Genomic DNA, 15,694 nt, shown 5'->3' on the forward strand with positions numbered 1-15,694 from the left:
CCTTCATGACGACGATCGATGATCCGAAGCCGAACCCGCACGCCACCGCCGAGCAGGTCGAGGCCGCGCTGACCGACACCAAGCTCGCCCAGGTCCTGTACCACGACTGGGAGGCCGAGAGCTACGACGACAAGTGGTCGATCTCGTTCGACGAGCGCTGCATCGACTACGCGCGCGGCCGCCTCGACCGCATCGTGCCCGACGCCGAGCTGCCCTACGGGCACGCCATGGAGCTGGGCTGCGGCACCGGCTTCTTCCTGCTGAACCTGATGCAGTCGGGCGTGGCCACCAAGGGCTCGGTCACCGACCTGTCGCCGGGCATGGTGAAGGTGGCGCTGCGCAACGCGGAGGGCCTCGGGCTCGATGTGGACGGCCGCGTGGCCGACGCCGAGAAGATCCCGTACGACGACAACACCTTCGACCTTGTGGTGGGACATGCTGTGCTGCACCACATTCCGGACGTCGAGCAGTCGCTGCGCGAGGTGCTGCGCGTGCTCAAGCCGGGCGGCCGCTTCGTCTTCGCCGGTGAGCCGTCGACCCTCGGCGACTTCTACGCGCGCTGGATGAGCCGGGCCACCTGGTGGGCCACCACCACGATGACCAAGTTCGGTCCGCTGCAGTCGTGGCGCCGTCCGCAGGAGGAGCTCGACGAGTCCTCGCGCGCCGCGGCGCTGGAGGCCGTCGTGGACATCCACACCTTCTCCCCGCAGGACCTCGAGGACCTCGCGACCGCCGCCGGCGCCGTGCAGGTGGAGTCGGCCAGCGAGGAGCTCGCCGCGGCCATGCTGGGCTGGCCGGTCCGTACGTTCGAGGCGGCCGTGCCCGCCGACAAGCTCGGCTGGGGCTGGGCGCGTTTCGCGTTCGGCGGCTGGAAGCGGATGACCTGGCTCGACGACAACGTCCTGTCCAAGATCGTCCCGCCGCAGTACTTCTACAACGTGCTGATCACCGGTGTGAAGCCGACCCCGTAGGGGCGTCGACGCACCTGGACGCCGCGACCCATGACCGTCAGTGACGACGACGTCGTCTTCCTGCGTTCCCGGTACGGAAGCAAGGCGTTGGACGTCGCTGCGGAGTTTCCGCTGACCTCGGCGTCGCTGCTGGGCGACCTGACGAAGCTGCGTTCGCGGTACCCGGAGCACGCCGCCGCTCTGGTGGAGACGGTCCGGGCACGACGCCGCGCGGCGGGGAAGCTGGCCTACGCCGACGCGCTGCTGGCCGACGACAACGCCGTCCAGCAGGCCACGGCGACCCCGGTGGCCGCACTGCGTGCCGCCGAGATCGCCCGTCGGCACCCCGGCGCGTTGGTGCACGACCTCACCTGCTCGATCGGTGCGGAACTGACGACGCTGGCGGCCGCGCCCGGAATCGGCGCGGTGATCGGCTCGGATCTGGATCCGGTGCGCCTCGCCATGGCGCAGCACAATCTCAGCCTGGTCGGCGGTACCGCGCCGACGCTGTTGCGCGCCGACGCCCTGACACCGACGTCGACGGCGGAGGTGTTCATCGCCGACCCCGGACGCCGCAACAGCGGCGGCCGGGTCTTCGGCATCGATCAGCTCGACCCGCCGCTGTTGGAACTGCTCGCCGTGTACGCCGGGCGGCCGATGGTCGTCAAATGCTCACCCGGACTGGACTATCAGCATCTGCGTACCCGCTTCGGCTTCGAGGGGCAGGTGCAGATCGTCTCGCTCGACGGCGGCGTCCGCGAAGCCTGCCTGTGGACCGACTCCGCCGGACAGCCCGCCAATCGCGCCAGCGTGCTGCGCAGCCGCCCGGACGGCACCACGTCGCTGTACGAGGTGACCTCCGACGACCCGGACGACCTGGGCGCCCCCGGGGTGGGCGAGTGGATCGTCGACCCCGACGGCGCAGTGGTGCGCGCCGGCCTGGTGCGCCAGTACGGGTACCGGCACGGGTTGGTGCAGTTGGATCCGCAGATCGCCTACCTGACCGGCAGCGCGGTGCCTGCGGGCGAACGCGGCTTTCGGGTGATCGAGCAACTGCCGGTCCACGAGAGAACGCTCCGCAGCGCGCTTGCGGCTCGCGACTGCGGGAGCCTGGAAGTGCTGGTGCGCGGTCTCGACGTGGACCCCGACCGGCTGCGGAAACGCTTGAAGCTCAAGGGATCCGAGCCCTACGCGCTGATCCTCACGCGGATCGGCCGCCAGGGCGTCGCCTTCCTGTGCGAGCCCGGCGTCCGCGCCGCTACCCGCGACTGACTACTCCCGGCTGACGACGCCCGGCGGAACTACTGGGGAGTGAAGTAGAAGACCTCGCCGGCGTGGGTGGCCACCGCGACGCTGCCCCAGGCCGAGACCGCGACGCCGGTGGTGAATCCGGCGGCCTTCGGCAGTTCCAGGGAGCGCTGGGTGGCGCCGTCGGCGGTGGAGATCTCGGTCAGCATGAGCTTCTGGTCGGCACCGGTGCGTACCACGGTCCAGGCGCGGTCGCCGCCGGTGATGGTCGACAGGCTGACGGTCTGCAGGTCGGTGCGCGTGGCGACCACCTCGGCGCTCGTGCCGGCGTCCTTCAGGATGGTCAGCGGCGCACCGACGGTGCCGGTGGGGATGAGGATGCCGTCGGGCGAGACGGCGAGGGTCGCGAAGCCGAAGCCGCCGAGGTCGTGATTCCAGCGCGGCTTACCGTCGGCGGTGTCGTAGGCGTACAGGCGGCCGTCGCGGCCGAAGGCGTAGACGGTCCCACCGTCGGCCGACAGCGTCGGCGGGCCCACCATGCCGCCGGGCACCTCGACGTGCCAGCGCTGGACGATGTCGTTGTCGCTGTAGGTCAGCGCGCTCAGCTGCGACTGCTCGGTGCCCTCGGGATGGAAGTTGAGGTAGAAACGCTCGTGTGCCGCGTCGACGGCGGGGGGAGCGGAGACCGCGCAGAGCGGGCCGCCGGTGACGCAGTCGCCGAGGCCGAACAGCGGCTCGTCGGGCCGGGCGTCCGGACGCAGCCGGATCTCGGGTGCCTCGAAGACGTTGGTCTGGGCGTTGATGAGCAGGATCTGGCCCTGCGTGGTGACCATCAGGACGCGGCCCGGGCCGGCGAACTTCGCCGACAGCGGCACACCGATGGCCGGCATCCGCCAGCGGATCGAGCCGCCGCCGTTGAAGGCCAGGAAGGTGCCCGACTCACCGAGGTACGGCTGATTGTTCTGGTCGAAGGCCATGGCGTTGAGCTCGACGCCGGAGGCCATGCGCTTGCAGAAGTTCTTCCGGCCGGCGGCGCGGTCGAAGACGAACGTGTTGCAGCCGTTGGCGGTGTTCGCGGTGACGCCGATGTCGCCGAGGGCGTTCATCGTCAACGGGGCGCTGATCGGTCCGCCGGTGGGTCGAGTCCACGCCAGGGCGAGGTTGTCGGGTGCGGTGACCGGGGTGTAGTTCGCGTTGGCGCCGTCGCCCCCGAACGTGGGCCACCCGGCCGCCGGGATCGCGCGGACCTCCGTGTGCCCGTCGGAGCAGGCGGTCATCACGAGGCCGAGGACGGCGGCGAAGACCACCGACGCGAAGATACGACCCTGCCGCCGACGTCGTCCGACTGACTGCTGCATCCCTGGGGGTACCTTCCTTCGACTGCCCCGACCGCGGCGGTGTCGCGCGTGCGGGCCGTTCGGGCAAGACTCTATCGTGTCCGAAAATCGCGTCGATTAGGGTTTGTCCCCATGACCACCATGTGGAACGCCTCGTACCGTTCGCGCTGGCGTGCCGGGCTGCGCAGCCGCGACCCCCAGCAGGCCCGTTTCCTGACGCTGGACTCGCTCCGCTGGATCAAGAAGAACAAGGCCTGGACGCCCTGGTACCTGGTGCGCTACTACCGGCTGGCGCGGTTCCGCCTGGCCAACCCGCACATCGTGCTGCGCGGCATGGTCTTCCTGGGCAAGAACGTCGAGATCCATGCGACGCCGGAACTGTCGCGCATGGAGATCGGCCGGTGGGTGCACATCGGCGACGGCAACTCCATCCGCTGCCACGAGGGCAGCCTCCGAATCGGCGACAAGACCGTCTTCGGCTGCAACAACGTGGTCAACGCCTACCTGGACATCGAGATCGGCGGCTCCACGCTGATCGCCGACTGGTGCTACATCTGCGACTTCGACCACGTGACCGACCACATCGGGATCCCGATCAAGGACCAGGGCATCGTCAAGGGGCCGCTGCGGATTGGCGCCGACACCTGGATCGCCACCAAGGTCACCGTGCTGCGCAACACCATCGTCGGCCGCGGGTGCGTCCTCGGCGCCCACGCCGTCGCCCGCGGCGTGATCCCCGACTACTCGATCGCGGTCGGCTCCCCGGCCCGCGTGGTGAAGAACCGCATGGAGGCGTGGGAGGCCGGCGCCGAGCAGCGCGCTGAGTACGAGCGTGCGCTCGCCGACATCGAACGGAAGAAGGCGCAGGCCCGGGCAGAGGCGACTGAAGCGGGCTGACCCGCCCGCTCACCCGTGTGCGCTCACCCTATGCGGGTTCGCGGAGGACGCCGAAGTGGCGTGCGGTGCCGGAGATTCCCGGCAGTTCCTTCGGCGGCGTCCACGTCTTCATGCCGTCGCTGCTGTCGGAATAGAGATACTTGCCGGCCTTGTAGGCGTCGAAGTAGAGCCGCCAGTCGCCGTTCGGCAGCTGCGTCACGGTGGGGCCCTCCACCAGCGTGCCCCACTCGCCCGGCGGCACGAACGTGTAAGGGCCGCGCAGGGCGGGGGCGACGGCGTGCTCGAGCACCTTCTTGGTCTCGTTCTTGGTGAACGCGTGATAGGTCGATCCGACCTTGACGACGGTGGTGTCGATCCGGTCGGCGTTCAGGCCGTCGAGCGGCACCGGCCAACTCCATCGGGTGAGCGTCGCATCGAGAGCGGTCAGCAGATAGGGGACGAAGCCGCCGCCGGTCGACATCGACATGATGATGTGCACCCGGCCGTCGTCGATGAACCACTCCGGCGCCCACGCCTTGGTGGTGAACGGCGACAGCGACGGCCCGTCGCGGAAGCCCGCCGAGCCGGTGATACCGAACGGATTCACCGGGCCCTTGCCGTCGCCGGTGCCCGGGAGGAGGGCGCAGCACAGCGGGACCGGCCAGCTCTTCATCGGCGTCCAGGTGATGCGGTCGCTGCTGCGAGCGAAGCCGATGTTCGCGCCGTCGGCCGTGGTGTGGGTGAGGTAGTACTGCCCGTCGGTGTGCCGGAAGATGCTCGGATCCCGGACGAATCCCGCGGGCGGGCGGTACGCCGACAGTGCGAGCGGCTGGAAGTCGGTGCCGTCGCTCGACTCGTAGACGTCCAGGTCGCGGGCGCTGGCGTTGCTGAACGCGACCATGGTGTACCGCGCGGCGGCGGGTTCGGCGGCGCTGCCGCCCGGGGTCGTGGCCAGCAGCGCGGCGAGGGCGATCGCGATGTCCGTGACGACCGTGCGGCTGCCTCTCCGGATGACTCTCACCAGACGAGTATCGATGACCACGTGCGCACCATCAATCACTGTGGCCACATGGGCACCGAGTTGTTACACCGCGGCCACGCGGCTACCAGCGGTTGTGGACGTGTTCGGCGAATCCGACCAGCCCGTTGAACTCGATCACGTCGAGGCCGGTGTCGAAGGTGCCCGACCAGGTACCGAAGCACTGGTCCGTGTTGCCGGCGAGGACGCCGAAGTTCATCCGGCTCCGCTTGTCGTGGAAGGGCACCAGCTCGGCGTCCAAGCCACCGCCGGACACCCGCCAGGGGGCCAGGAAGTCGTCGGTCGAATACTCCCAGCGCAGTTCGGTACTGATCTTGTGCAGGCGACCGTCGATCACCACGCCGTTCTCGGTGACGCCGGTGCCCGCGGTCCACTTGCCGCCCACCTGGAGTCCGATGGTGTGCCCGTGCGATCGGCCCGAACCCGCGCCCCAGTTCCAGGTGATGTCGTACGGCCACCGGCCGCGGCCGTGATCGAGCACCGCCCACGATTCGCCCTCGGGGAGCACGTGCTCGACGCCGTCGATGATCAGTGAGCCGGACGCGGGCAGCGCGACGTCCTTCACCGTGTACTGGAAGCGCGTGTCGCTCCACGGCACCACCACGGCGAGGCAGTCGTGGGCCGGCGGGCGCTGGACCACGACGTCGATCACGCCGCCGGGGATGAGAGCGCGCAGTCGGGTGGCGTCGTGCGGCAGCGGGGTGATGTCGATCGCGAGGTCTTTGGCGCGGGCGCTGGCGATGCCGCCACCGAGCGAGGCGGGCAGCTCCACGTGGCGCGGGGGGATGACGGTGGCGGCCTTGCCGACCTCCTCGCCGGTGGCCCGATCGAACAGCCACACCTCGTGGACGCCGGCGTAATCGATCGACGAGACCGTGAGCGCCGCGATGTGGGTGGGCGTGATGACGCTCCAGTACTCCCACCGCTTGTTGCGGCCGACGGCTCGGAGTCCGCGACCGATGCCGGAGGTGTCGACGAGGGGCCAGCGCGCGAAGCCGACCGCTTCCCGGTTCAACTGCCCGTCGGGCAGGGTCAGCGAGATGCGTTCGGTGAGCTCGCGCTCCCGATCGTGCGATGCGTCGGCGTTCATGCCGACGAGCCTACGGACGACGCCGCCGGGTGCAGCGGGGTGGCTCGGCGTCGGAGGTTCACCGCACAGCCCTCCCCGGGTGACTTGCACCGATGTGGACGAAGAACGCCCTCCGCGGTGGAATCTCACCGTGGAGGGCGCTCTCGTGTCTCCCCGAGGGGAGGGGGGACTAGCCCAGGCTGACAGCGGGCTCCGGGGAAGAGGGCGCGCTCTCTGCCGCGGGGGCGTCCACCACCGGATCGGCGGCGGGCTGGTCCACTGCGGGAGCCTCCACAGCGGGAGCCTCAACAGCGGGCTGCTGCACCGCAGCGTCGTCCGTCTCGACCGTCGGGGTTTCGACGGTGGTGTCAGCGACCTTGAGGGGAGCCTCCGAGGTGTTGTCGACCGCCGAGGCGTCCAGCTTCACCGTGGCCTCCTGGGTGGCCGGAGTGGTGAGGCCGCCGAAGATGTCGTTGGTGCTCCAGCCCGGGATGTCCAGGCCCGGAATCGGGGTCTGGAACCCGCCGACGTTCAGGCTCGGGATGATCGAGGTGATGTCGTCGAACTGGCCGAAGTTCGAGAAGTCGAAGTTCGGCAGGCCCACGTAGTTGATCTTGCCGTCGCTGGTGACCGGCAGCAGCGTCATCGTGCCGCCGAGCCACCCGACCTGGATGGCGCCCGGAATCTGCTTGCTGATCGGCAGGAAGCCGTAGGAGCTGGTGACCTTGAAGGTGTCGGCGCCACCGAAGGTGGCGCGGGCGAAGTCGGCAGTCAGCAGTTCCGACAGACTGGTGTCGCCGGTGATGGCACCGATGATCTCGCTCGCGTCGATCCCATCGGTGAGCAGGGCGATCGGGTTGGTGAGCGCCAGGGAGAACTCGCCCTTGTCCTTGTCGTTCTTCATGTCGAAGACACCCAGCACGTTGAGGCAGAAGCCCTCGGTCGAAGACTGGGCGAAGGTCAGTGCACCCAGGCAGGCGAGCTGCCCGGTCGGCACGTCGATGAAGCCGAGGAGCTTGAAGTCGGTCGAGGCCACCGCGATGCCGAGCAGCGAGAATGCCGTAGCGCTCTCGCCCTTGTCGGCGTACGCCGCAGCGAAGCCCGGAAGGATCGCCGTGGCCGACGTGGTGCCCAGCTGGGTCTTGGCGACAAGCCATGCCGCATCACCGATGCGCGGGATGCCCTTGATGATCCCCTCCGGGTCGATGGCGATGCCGCCGGCGACACTGGTGGAAGCCGTCAGCGCCGGGTCGGCCGAGACGGTGGTCTCGGGAACGACGGAGGTGGTGGCGACGCCGATCGCGGCGGCTGCGGTGAGTGCGACGGAGGCGGTGATTCCTGCGCGCAGGGGAATGGTCGTCTTCTTCAAGGCGGCTCTCCTGTTACGGGGTGAAGGTGCAAGTCACAGCTATTCCTGAGATGAGATGTTCAGGCCGGCTCCCCCGAGACCCTGCGACTCGCAAGGATCGCAGCGGTCTTTGCACGTGAAAAGGTATTTGCTACGCATACCGCCCAGGGCGAGGCGACGCGAGACCCGAAGACGACTGAGCCGTGATAACTCGTTGGCCAGATCCGGCGGCGACCCGCAGAATGGCAGCCATGGACGATCTACTCATCACGCCGGGACCGGGGGCGCCGCGCGGCCTCCGGATTCCGGCGTCGGAGTTGATCGAACAGTTCTCCCGCTCGTCGGGACCGGGCGGCCAGGGCGTGAACACCACCGACTCGCGGGTGCAGCTGAGCCTGGATCTCGCGGCGACCACGGCGCTCGACGACGCCCAGCGCGCCCGCATGCTGCGCGCCCTCGCGCCGCGGCTCAGTGGCGGTGTCCTGACGATCGCCGCCTCGGAAGAGCGGGCTCAGCGACGCAATCGGACCCTGGCCCGGCAGCGGCTCGCCGACCTGCTGCGCGAGGCGGTGGCCCCGGAGGTACCGCGCCGTCCCACGCGCCGGACCAAGGGTTCCCAGCGTCGACGGCTCGACGCCAAGACGCGCCGCGGCGCGCTCAAGGTGAACCGCCGACGGCCCGCCGCCGACTAGGGATCACTGCGCAGCCTCGCGGGCGTCAGTCGTCAGGCGTCGACGTACACCGTCACCGCGGACACCGAGCGCCCGGCGAACTCCACCAGCGCCACCGCGTGGGCCTCGCCGTCGGTCAGGGTCACCGAGACGGTACGGCCGGCAGCCAGCGTCTTGCCGACCCGCCATCCGGCGAGAAGTCGACCGAGGTCGGCGGGCGACGCCGCGGGCCGTCCACCGAACCGGAGTACCGGCGCAGCGGTGCACACCTGTTCGGCGGCGCGCACATCGCCTGCGCCCAGCGCCTGGAGCAGGGCGATCGCCTGCCGCTTGGCGGGGGCGCCAACGCCGACGAAGCCGCGGGCGAAGCCCAGCGCGCCGCCGAGGCGTTGGTTGCGCAGGAGGCCCGCCGAGAGTCGGCCGGCCACGGGCGCGGCCGCCGACCCGTTGCCGAGCAGCTGGCCGATCATCGGACCCAACTCCCAGTGCGCGGCGAGCGCGTCGATGTGCGCATCGTCGGTCATCGCATAGCGCAGGTGGGCGGGCACCCGGAGCGTCACGCGGTCGCTCATCTCGATGACGATGGTGACGTCGCGGAGCACCTCGCGGCCGCAGACCACGTCGTGGGCCACCTCGAAGCGGATGCGGTTCGGGGCGATGAAGGTGTCGTAGAACCGCGCGAGCTGCTCGGAGCCGCGGTGCGGCGCCGAGCCGACCGGATCGTTGACCACCGCGGACGGGGTGAACAACGACAGCCAACGTTGCTTGTCGTGCGCGGCGACGGCGGCGGCCCCCGCGAGCAATGCACGGGGTCAGGTTGGCCGACCAGCACACCGCGGCCTGCGGATCGACATAGGTCGGCTGGCGGGAGCAGTCGAGGATCATCGGCGGACCGTCGCTGGTGACGCCGACCACGCCCTGCCCGGACAGCGTCAGATTGAACAGGCCGCCGGCCATGGTGCCCGCATTGCCGATGGAAGTGATCTTCCAGGCCAGCGAGTCGTCGAAGGCGAGCAGGCTGGAGGTGTTGACGGTGATCGCGTCCTGCGGCCCCTCCAGCTGGAGAGTGAAGACGTCCTCGGCGCGTCGGGCGAAGAAGACCTCGCCCTGGCCGTTGACCCGCATCAGATGGCCGCCCTCATTGCTGATGGCCTTCTTCAGGAAATTGCTGACCGATCCGGAACCTTCGTGCTTGAAGTCGAAGACGCCCTGGTAGGCCACCATGGCGCCCTTCGCGGCGAGCGCACCCGGGACCGAAGGCGACGCGCAGCATCTTGTTCGACTGCAGCGTCCAACGCTGGTTGGTCTCCTACTCGCGGTTGTTCTGGTCGAACAGGGCACTGCGCATGTCGTTGTCTCCGTCCTCGACCGTCTCTGCGACGGCCGACTCAGTTCTCGTGATCGCGCTCCGGGAGGGGACGCAACGGGATCTCCGGACGCGCGAGGCGGCGCCGGGGATGTCGGGTGGCCACCTGGTAGACGGCCGCCGTGCGTTCGGCGACCACCGGCCAGGTGAATTCCTCGGTCAGCACCGCGCGGGCCCGATGCGCCCACACGGCGGCGGTCTCCGGTTCGGCCAGCGTCCGGCACACGGCGTCGACCAGCGCGGGAACGTCGGCGGGGGCGAAGGTGGCGCCGGTGGCACCGTCGACGACGGCCTCGCCGAGGCCGCCCGCGGTGGAGGTGACCAGCGGAATGCCCGACGCCGCCGCTTCCAGGGCGACGATGCCGAACGGCTCGTAGCGGCTGGGCAGCACGATCGCCGCGCACCGCTGCATCAGGGTCACCAGACCATCATGGTCTTGGCGGCCGGCGAAGACCACCGACTCGGCGACGCCGTGCTGGTGAGCGAGTTCGGTGAGCCAGGTCAGCTGGGTGCCCTCGCCCGCGACGGTGAGGGTGGTACCGGGGTAGGCGCGCTGTACGGCGGGCAGGGCGGCGAGCAGATCCTGCACGCCCTTCTCGTATTCGAGGCGGCCGGCGAACAGCAGCTCGGCGGGGCCGTCGTCGGGCGGGCGTTCGGCGAAGGCCCACGCGGTCAGATCGATACCGTTGTGGATCACGGTGATCGGTGCCGGCCCGGGGCCGAAGAGCGCGGTCACCTCCTCGCGCATCGACGACGAGCAGGTGATCAGCGCGTCGGCGGAGTTGGCGAGCCACCACTCGACCGAGTGGACCTGCCGGTTGACGTGTCCGGCCACCCACCCCGAGTGCCGACCGGCCTCGGTGGCGTGCAGCGTGGCGACCAGCGGCACGTCGAAGAACTCGGCGAGCGCGATCGACGGATGGGCGACGAGCCAGTCGTGCGCGTGCACCACGTCGGGCGTCCAGTCCCGGCCGAGGTGCGCGAGCGCAGCACGGATGAAGCTGTGCCCCATCGACAGCGTCCACGACATCATGTCGACGCCGAAGTCGAACTCCGTCGGGTCTTCGGCAGCGGCCACCACGCGGACGCCGTTCACCACGGTGTCGGTGGTGGGGTGCGTCGATGCGTCGGTGCCGGACGGCTGTCGGGTCAGGACGGTCACCTCGAGCCCTTGTGCGGCCAGGGCTTCGGCGAGATAGTGCACGTGCCGCCCGAGGCCGCCGACGACGACCGGCGGGTACTCCCACGACACCATCAAGGCTTTGCGTCGCGTCATCGGAGACTCCCGTCGCGTGAAGGCAGACGGCGGGCGTCGAGCGCGCCGAACAGATTGTCGGCCCGGCGCCAGCCGGCGGCCAGGCGGGCCGCGTGCTCGGAGCGTCCGGCCGCGGCGGCGGCGCAGATCTCCCGCGTGGCGTGCGCGTGCTTGTACGCGCGGTCCTCGGCGTATCCGGCCGCGGTGTCCTTGGAGACCATGAACGGCCAGTCCGACTGCAACGTCATCAGGGTCTCGCGGAGGATCTGGTCGGCGGTGGTGTCCCGGGCGTGGCCGCCTTCGAGCAGCTTGTCCAGGACGTCGAGGGCGGTCTCGGAGACTTCGGCGTTCAACTGCACCAGGTGCGCGACCTGCGGGCCCTCCCAGACGCGCCAGTCCTTGCCCGACCCCCAGGAGGAGTCGGCGAGTTCCACCGGCTCGCCGACGAAGCCGTCGCGGCGGGCGCTCGCGAGCGTCCCGACGGTGACGCCGACCTCGGGCAGGCGGCGCAGCACCCGTTCGAGCCAGATCGGCCCCTCGTGCCACCAGTGGCCGTACAGCTCGGTGTCGAAGGCCGCCACGACGAGCGCCGGGCGACCGAGGCGGGCGGACTCGTCGATCATGCGGGTACGCACGGCGTCGACGAAGTCCTCCACGTGGGCGTCGATCACGGCGTCGACCAAGGCCGGGTCGTACGGCTTCTTCGCGTCGCCCGGGACGTTCTTGCCGGTCACCCGGAACGGCTTGAAGCCGGTCTTGTGGTCGTAGGTGTGGAAGTCGCGGTAGGCGCTGTGTCCGGGGTAGCCGGACTTGGGCGACCACACGCGGTAGCTGACGGTCAGGTCGCGGCCGAAGGCCACCACGTCGCTGTCGCCCACCGGTCGGCCGAGGGCGGTGTCGCCGCGCAGGGTGGGGCCGTCGACCATGAAGTGCCCGACGCCGGCGTCGTCGTACTCGCGTTCCATGCCCGGGGTGTATGCGCATTCGGGGGCCCAGATCCCGACCGGCTGTGTGCCCCACCGCAATCGGGCGTCGGCGAGGCCTTCGGTGAGGGACAGTCGGCGCAGACGTTCGTCGAGCAACGGCTGGAACGGATGCGCCAACGGGCCGCCCAGCAGTTCGAGGACGCCGGAGGACACGAGGCTGCGGATCTGCGGGCTGCCGCCGTGCCGCCAGTGCTGCTCGAAGTCGGCGAGCGCCGCGGCGGCCTCCCGGTATTCGCGGTGGCCGCTGGCGCGGCGGTCCGGGTCGTCGTCGACCGCCGCCTCCATGGCGCGCAACTGCCAGTCGGCGAGCCACTCGTACATCGACGCGGCCGCGTGCGGGTCGTCGAGCTGCGCGGCCAGGACCGGGGTGATGCCGAGCGAGAGCTGATCGGTGAAGCCGTCGGCGGCCAGTCGGCGCAGCATGCCGTAGAGCGGCAGGTAACAGTGCGCCCACGACTGATACAGCCATTCCTCGCCCACCGGCCAGCGGCCGTGGTTGACGAGCCAGGGCAGATGCGAATGCAGGACCAGCGTGAACTGGCCCGGCACCGGATCGACGTCGGTCACGAGTCGGCCCGGCGGGTGGCGATCGCCAACAGGTCGAGGCTGGTGTCGATGTCGCGCTCGCGGGCGTCGACGATCTCGAAGTCGGCGGCGGTGATGCCCGCGACGTCGGCGACCAGCTCGGCCGGCCATTCCTCGCCGGCCAGCGCGCGCTCGATCTGGGCGTTGATCAGCGAGCCGCCCCACTTCGCGTCGAGCTCGCGCAGACGCGGTCCGTGGAAGACGCCGAGCATGGCCTGCACGTCGAAACCGTCGTCGGTCAGCAGCTCGGTCAGCTCGGCGGCGTGCAGCTCGCGGGTGTGGAACGGGTTGAGCGGCGTGTCCAGGCCGGGGGAGAAGGTGATGCGGTTCGGGGTGCTCATCAGCAGTTCGCCGCCGGCCCGCAGTACGCGATGGCATTCGGCGACGAAGGCGGGCTGGTCCCAGAGGTGTTCGATCACCTGGAAGTTCACCACCAGATCCACCGAGCCGTCGGGCAGCGGTAGATCGATCAGATTCCCTTGGTGCACAGTCACTTCCGGGTAGCGGCGACGCGTGTGCTCCACGGCCTGGGCGTCGTAGTCGACGCAGGTGACCGACGCGGCACGACGAGCCAGCTGCGCGGCGCCGTAGCCCTCGCCGGAACCGGCCTCGAGGACGTCCTTGCCGGCGCTGCGCGACTCGATGTAGTCGTAGGCCACCTCGTGCCGACGGAACCAGTAGTTCTCCGCGGGGATGCCGGGCACGGTGCGCTCGCCGGTCAGGGCGAGGTGCTGCTCCACGTCGAGGACGGGCTCGGAGGAGGCCGGGGAATCGCTCATCTGCACGACACTAGGGCATACCGACGGGCTCGCCCCGCCTCGCCCTGCGCGGGCGCGGACGCGCCCGGCGCTCACGAGTGTGAGTAACCCGACGCAAATTCCTCGCGGGCGGTGTATTGCCCGAGTGAACGAACGGTTAGAGTTAGCGATGACCCATGGCCTTACCGGCCGGTAAGTTGCCGAAACCTACGCAGGAGGTCGACGAAGACCCATGACGAACGTTGTTGTGCTCATCAAGCACGTGCCGGACTACACGGCCGAGTGGACGCTCTCCGCCGACGATTACACCCTCGACCGCGCTGCTGTCGACGGCATCATCGACGAGATCAACGAGCGGGCCGTCGAAGCCGCGCTGCAGATCAAGGAAGCCAACGGCGGTGAGGTCACGGTGCTGTGCGCCGGCCCCGCACAGGCGGCCGACGCGATCCGCAAGGCGCTGTCGATGGGCGCCGACAAGGCGATCCACATTCAGGACGACGCCGTGCACGGCAGCGACGCGGTGCAGACCGCCTACCTGCTCGCCACCGCCCTGGGCACCGTCGAGGGCGTCGAGCTGGTCATCGCCGGCAACGAGTCCTCGGACGGCCGCGCCGGTGCGGTCCCGGCGATGATCGCCGAGTACCTGGACCTGCCGCACCTGACCCACCTGCGCAAGCTGGAGGTCGACGGCGAGGCACTGCGCGGCGAGCGCGAGACCGACGACGGCATCTTCAACGTCGAGGCCTCCCTGCCGGCGATCGTCTCGGTGAACGAGAAGATCAACGACCCGCGCTTCCCGTCGTTCAAGGGCATCATGGCCGCCAAGAAGAAGACCCCCGAGGTCCTCACCGCTGCCGAACTCGGCATCGAAGACGGCGTCATGGGCGTGGCCAACGCGGGCAGCAGCGTCACCGGTGTGACCCCGAAGCCCCCGCGTGCTGCGGGCGAGCGCGTCACCGACGAGGGCGACGGCGGCACCAAGGTCGCCGAGTACCTGGTCGGCCAGAAGATCATCTGATCGCCCCCACCCCGACAAGCAAAGACATTCAGGAGAGAGAACATGGCTGAAGTACTCGTGCTCGTTGAGCAGGATCCCGAGGGTGGGCTGAAGAAGGTCACCAACGAACTTCTCACCGCTGCCCGCGCACTGGGCGAGCCCGCCGCCGTCGTCATCGACGCCCCGGGCAAGGCCGACGGCGTCCTGGGCGCCCTGGCCGAGGCCGGCGCCGAGAAGGTCTACGTCGCCGAGTCCGACGACGTCGCCAACTACCTGGTGAGCCCCAAGGTCGACGTCCTCGCGGCGCTCGCCGAGGAGAACACCCCCGCCGCGGTGCTGATCGCCGCCAACGCCGAGGGCAAGGAGGTGGCCGGACGTCTGGCCGTGCGCCTGGGCTCCGGTCTGCTGGTCGACGTCATCGAGGTCGGCGCAGGCGGCACCGGTGTGCTGTCCGTGCGCGGCGGTGCGTTCACCGTCGACGCCGCCGCCGGTGGCGACACCGCGGTGATCAGCGTCCGTCCGGGCGCCATCGAAGCCGCTCCGGCGGCCGGCGCGGGCACCCGCGTCGACGTGGCCGTGCCCGAGCAGGCCGAGAACGCCGTCAAGGTGACCGGCTTCGCGCCGAACGTGGGCGGCGACCGCCCCGAGCTGACCGAGGCCTCGGTCGTCGTGTCCGGTGGCCGCGGTGTCGGCTCGGCGGAGAAGTTCTCCGTGGTCGAGGATCTCGCGGATGCGCTCGGCGCTGCCGTGGGCGCCTCGCGTGCGGCCGTCGACTCCGGTTACTACCCGGGCCAGTTCCAGGTGGGTCAGACCGGCAAGACCGTGTCGCCGCAGCTGTACATCGCGCTGGGCATCTCCGGCGCCATCCAGCACCGCGCCGGCATGCAGACCTCGAAGACCATCGTGGCCGTCAACAAGGACGAAGAGGCCCCGATCTTCGAGATCAGCGACTTCGGTGTGGTCGGCGACCTGTTCGACGTCGCCCCGCAGCTGACCGAGGCGATCAACGCTCGTAAGTGATGCGGTGACGCCGACGCTCGCGTGAGTGTCGGCGTCTCCCGCGTCGACAGCCACTGCCCCGCAGCTCCGTGTGAGCTGCGGGGCAGTGGCTCTTTCGCTTCTGCGGCCGGGTCGACGGATCGATGGCAGGCCCGCCGGGCAGGCCTGGCACAACGCTCAGCGGACGCGTTTTCCCTTGTGCGTGACCGT

Annotated in this window: 14 protein-coding genes and 1 pseudogene; 6 read left to right on the forward strand and 9 right to left on the reverse strand. The window is 69.9% G+C overall.

Translation table 11 applies throughout. The features are described from left to right. The first annotated feature begins 5 nt into the window (after positions 1-5). On the forward strand, positions 6-971 hold the full coding sequence (locus ABD989_RS07085) for a methyltransferase domain-containing protein (RefSeq protein ID WP_246991342.1): 966 nt from the start codon (positions 6-8) through the stop codon (positions 969-971). Positions 972-1,001: 30 nt separating this feature from the next. Then, a complete protein-coding gene (locus ABD989_RS07090) occupies positions 1,002-2,222 on the forward strand; it encodes a class I SAM-dependent methyltransferase (protein WP_345312923.1) in 1,221 nt (406 codons plus the stop codon). Positions 2,223-2,251: 29 nt separating this feature from the next. Here the strand turns inward: ABD989_RS07090 and ABD989_RS07095 are convergent, their stop codons facing one another. Next, positions 2,252-3,556, reverse strand: coding sequence for an outer membrane protein assembly factor BamB family protein (locus ABD989_RS07095; protein WP_345312924.1), 1,305 nt, complete (start codon positions 3,554-3,556; stop codon positions 2,252-2,254). Between the two features lie 111 nt (positions 3,557-3,667). Here ABD989_RS07095 and ABD989_RS07100 point away from each other — a divergent pair, with 111 nt between their 5' ends. After that, a complete protein-coding gene (locus ABD989_RS07100) occupies positions 3,668-4,432 on the forward strand; it encodes an acyltransferase (protein WP_246991336.1) in 765 nt (254 codons plus the stop codon). A 28-nt stretch (positions 4,433-4,460) separates the two neighbouring features. Here ABD989_RS07100 and ABD989_RS07105 read toward each other — a convergent pair whose 3' ends face one another. The 3 genes from ABD989_RS07105 to ABD989_RS07115 all read right to left on the reverse strand — a co-directional run bounded on the left by ABD989_RS07105 (position 4,461) and on the right by ABD989_RS07115 (position 7,888). Continuing rightward, complete coding sequence (locus ABD989_RS07105) at positions 4,461-5,390, reverse strand: glycoside hydrolase family protein (protein ID WP_425556498.1); 930 nt, start codon at positions 5,388-5,390, stop codon at positions 4,461-4,463. Positions 5,391-5,514: 124 nt separating this feature from the next. Further along, positions 5,515-6,540, reverse strand: a complete 1,026-nt coding sequence (locus ABD989_RS07110; RefSeq protein ID WP_345312926.1) for a DUF2804 domain-containing protein — start codon at positions 6,538-6,540, stop codon at positions 5,515-5,517. 169 nt (positions 6,541-6,709) lie between these two features. Next, entirely contained in the window at positions 6,710-7,888 is a 1,179-nt protein-coding gene (locus ABD989_RS07115; protein ID WP_345312927.1) for a hypothetical protein, read from the reverse strand. 230 nt (positions 7,889-8,118) lie between these two features. Here ABD989_RS07115 and arfB point away from each other — a divergent pair, with 230 nt between their 5' ends. Continuing rightward, positions 8,119-8,559, forward strand: coding sequence for an alternative ribosome rescue aminoacyl-tRNA hydrolase ArfB (gene arfB, locus ABD989_RS07120; protein WP_345312928.1), 441 nt, complete (start codon positions 8,119-8,121; stop codon positions 8,557-8,559). A gap of 32 nt (positions 8,560-8,591) precedes the next feature. On the opposite strand, the gene ABD989_RS07125 is transcribed toward arfB, so the two are convergent. The 5 genes and pseudogenes from ABD989_RS07125 to ABD989_RS07145 all read right to left on the reverse strand — a co-directional run bounded on the left by ABD989_RS07125 (position 8,592) and on the right by ABD989_RS07145 (position 13,509). Beyond that, entirely contained in the window at positions 8,592-9,341 is a 750-nt protein-coding gene (locus tag ABD989_RS07125) for a nuclear transport factor 2 family protein (protein ID WP_345312929.1), read from the reverse strand. A 49-nt stretch (positions 9,342-9,390) separates the two neighbouring features. Beyond that, positions 9,391-9,762 (reverse strand): annotated as a pseudogene (locus ABD989_RS07130) (AIM24 family protein); the annotation flags it as partial. 164 nt (positions 9,763-9,926) lie between these two features. Continuing rightward, the gene (locus tag ABD989_RS07135; protein ID WP_345312930.1) at positions 9,927-11,180 is read right to left on the reverse strand and encodes a glycosyltransferase family 4 protein; all 1,254 of its coding nucleotides are present in this window, start codon (positions 11,178-11,180) and stop codon (positions 9,927-9,929) included. Further along, the gene (locus tag ABD989_RS07140) at positions 11,177-12,712 is read right to left on the reverse strand and encodes a 1,4-alpha-glucan branching protein domain-containing protein (RefSeq protein WP_345312931.1); all 1,536 of its coding nucleotides are present in this window, start codon (positions 12,710-12,712) and stop codon (positions 11,177-11,179) included. Before ABD989_RS07140 ends, ABD989_RS07135 begins: the two co-directional genes overlap by 4 nt. Next, the gene (locus ABD989_RS07145) at positions 12,709-13,509 is read right to left on the reverse strand and encodes a class I SAM-dependent methyltransferase (protein ID WP_345312932.1); all 801 of its coding nucleotides are present in this window, start codon (positions 13,507-13,509) and stop codon (positions 12,709-12,711) included. The genes ABD989_RS07140 and ABD989_RS07145 overlap by 4 nt, the downstream gene beginning before the upstream one ends. Before the next feature lie 211 nt (positions 13,510-13,720). Between ABD989_RS07145 and ABD989_RS07150 the strand changes: the two genes are divergently transcribed. Further along, positions 13,721-14,506, forward strand: coding sequence for an electron transfer flavoprotein subunit beta/FixA family protein (locus ABD989_RS07150; protein WP_345312933.1), 786 nt, complete (start codon positions 13,721-13,723; stop codon positions 14,504-14,506). 42 nt (positions 14,507-14,548) lie between these two features. Then, positions 14,549-15,505, forward strand: coding sequence for an electron transfer flavoprotein subunit alpha/FixB family protein (locus ABD989_RS07155; RefSeq protein WP_345312934.1), 957 nt, complete (start codon positions 14,549-14,551; stop codon positions 15,503-15,505). The last annotated feature ends 189 nt before the right edge of the window (positions 15,506-15,694 follow it).

Origin of the sequence: Gordonia alkaliphila (assembly GCF_039542465.1) — a bacterium.
GTDB classification, from domain to species: domain Bacteria; phylum Actinomycetota; class Actinomycetes; order Mycobacteriales; family Mycobacteriaceae; genus Gordonia; species Gordonia alkaliphila.

Bases quoted from the DNA above. Each gene is read 5' to 3' on its own strand.
- ABD989_RS07085 (WP_246991342.1), top strand. From the start codon at position 6: ATGACGACGATCGATGATCCGAAGCCGAACCCGCACGCCACCGCCGAG.
- ABD989_RS07090 (WP_345312923.1), top strand. From the start codon at position 1,002: ATGACCGTCAGTGACGACGACGTCGTCTTCCTGCGTTCCCGGTACGGA.
- ABD989_RS07095 (WP_345312924.1), bottom strand. From the start codon at position 3,556: ATGCAGCAGTCAGTCGGACGACGTCGGCGGCAGGGTCGTATCTTCGCG.
- ABD989_RS07100 (WP_246991336.1), top strand. From the start codon at position 3,668: ATGACCACCATGTGGAACGCCTCGTACCGTTCGCGCTGGCGTGCCGGG.
- ABD989_RS07110 (WP_345312926.1), bottom strand. From the start codon at position 6,540: ATGAACGCCGACGCATCGCACGATCGGGAGCGCGAGCTCACCGAACGC.
- arfB (WP_345312928.1), top strand. From the start codon at position 8,119: ATGGACGATCTACTCATCACGCCGGGACCGGGGGCGCCGCGCGGCCTC.
- ABD989_RS07135 (WP_345312930.1), bottom strand. From the start codon at position 11,180: ATGACGCGACGCAAAGCCTTGATGGTGTCGTGGGAGTACCCGCCGGTC.
- ABD989_RS07145 (WP_345312932.1), bottom strand. From the start codon at position 13,509: ATGAGCGATTCCCCGGCCTCCTCCGAGCCCGTCCTCGACGTGGAGCAG.
- ABD989_RS07150 (WP_345312933.1), top strand. From the start codon at position 13,721: ATGACGAACGTTGTTGTGCTCATCAAGCACGTGCCGGACTACACGGCC.
- ABD989_RS07155 (WP_345312934.1), top strand. From the start codon at position 14,549: ATGGCTGAAGTACTCGTGCTCGTTGAGCAGGATCCCGAGGGTGGGCTG.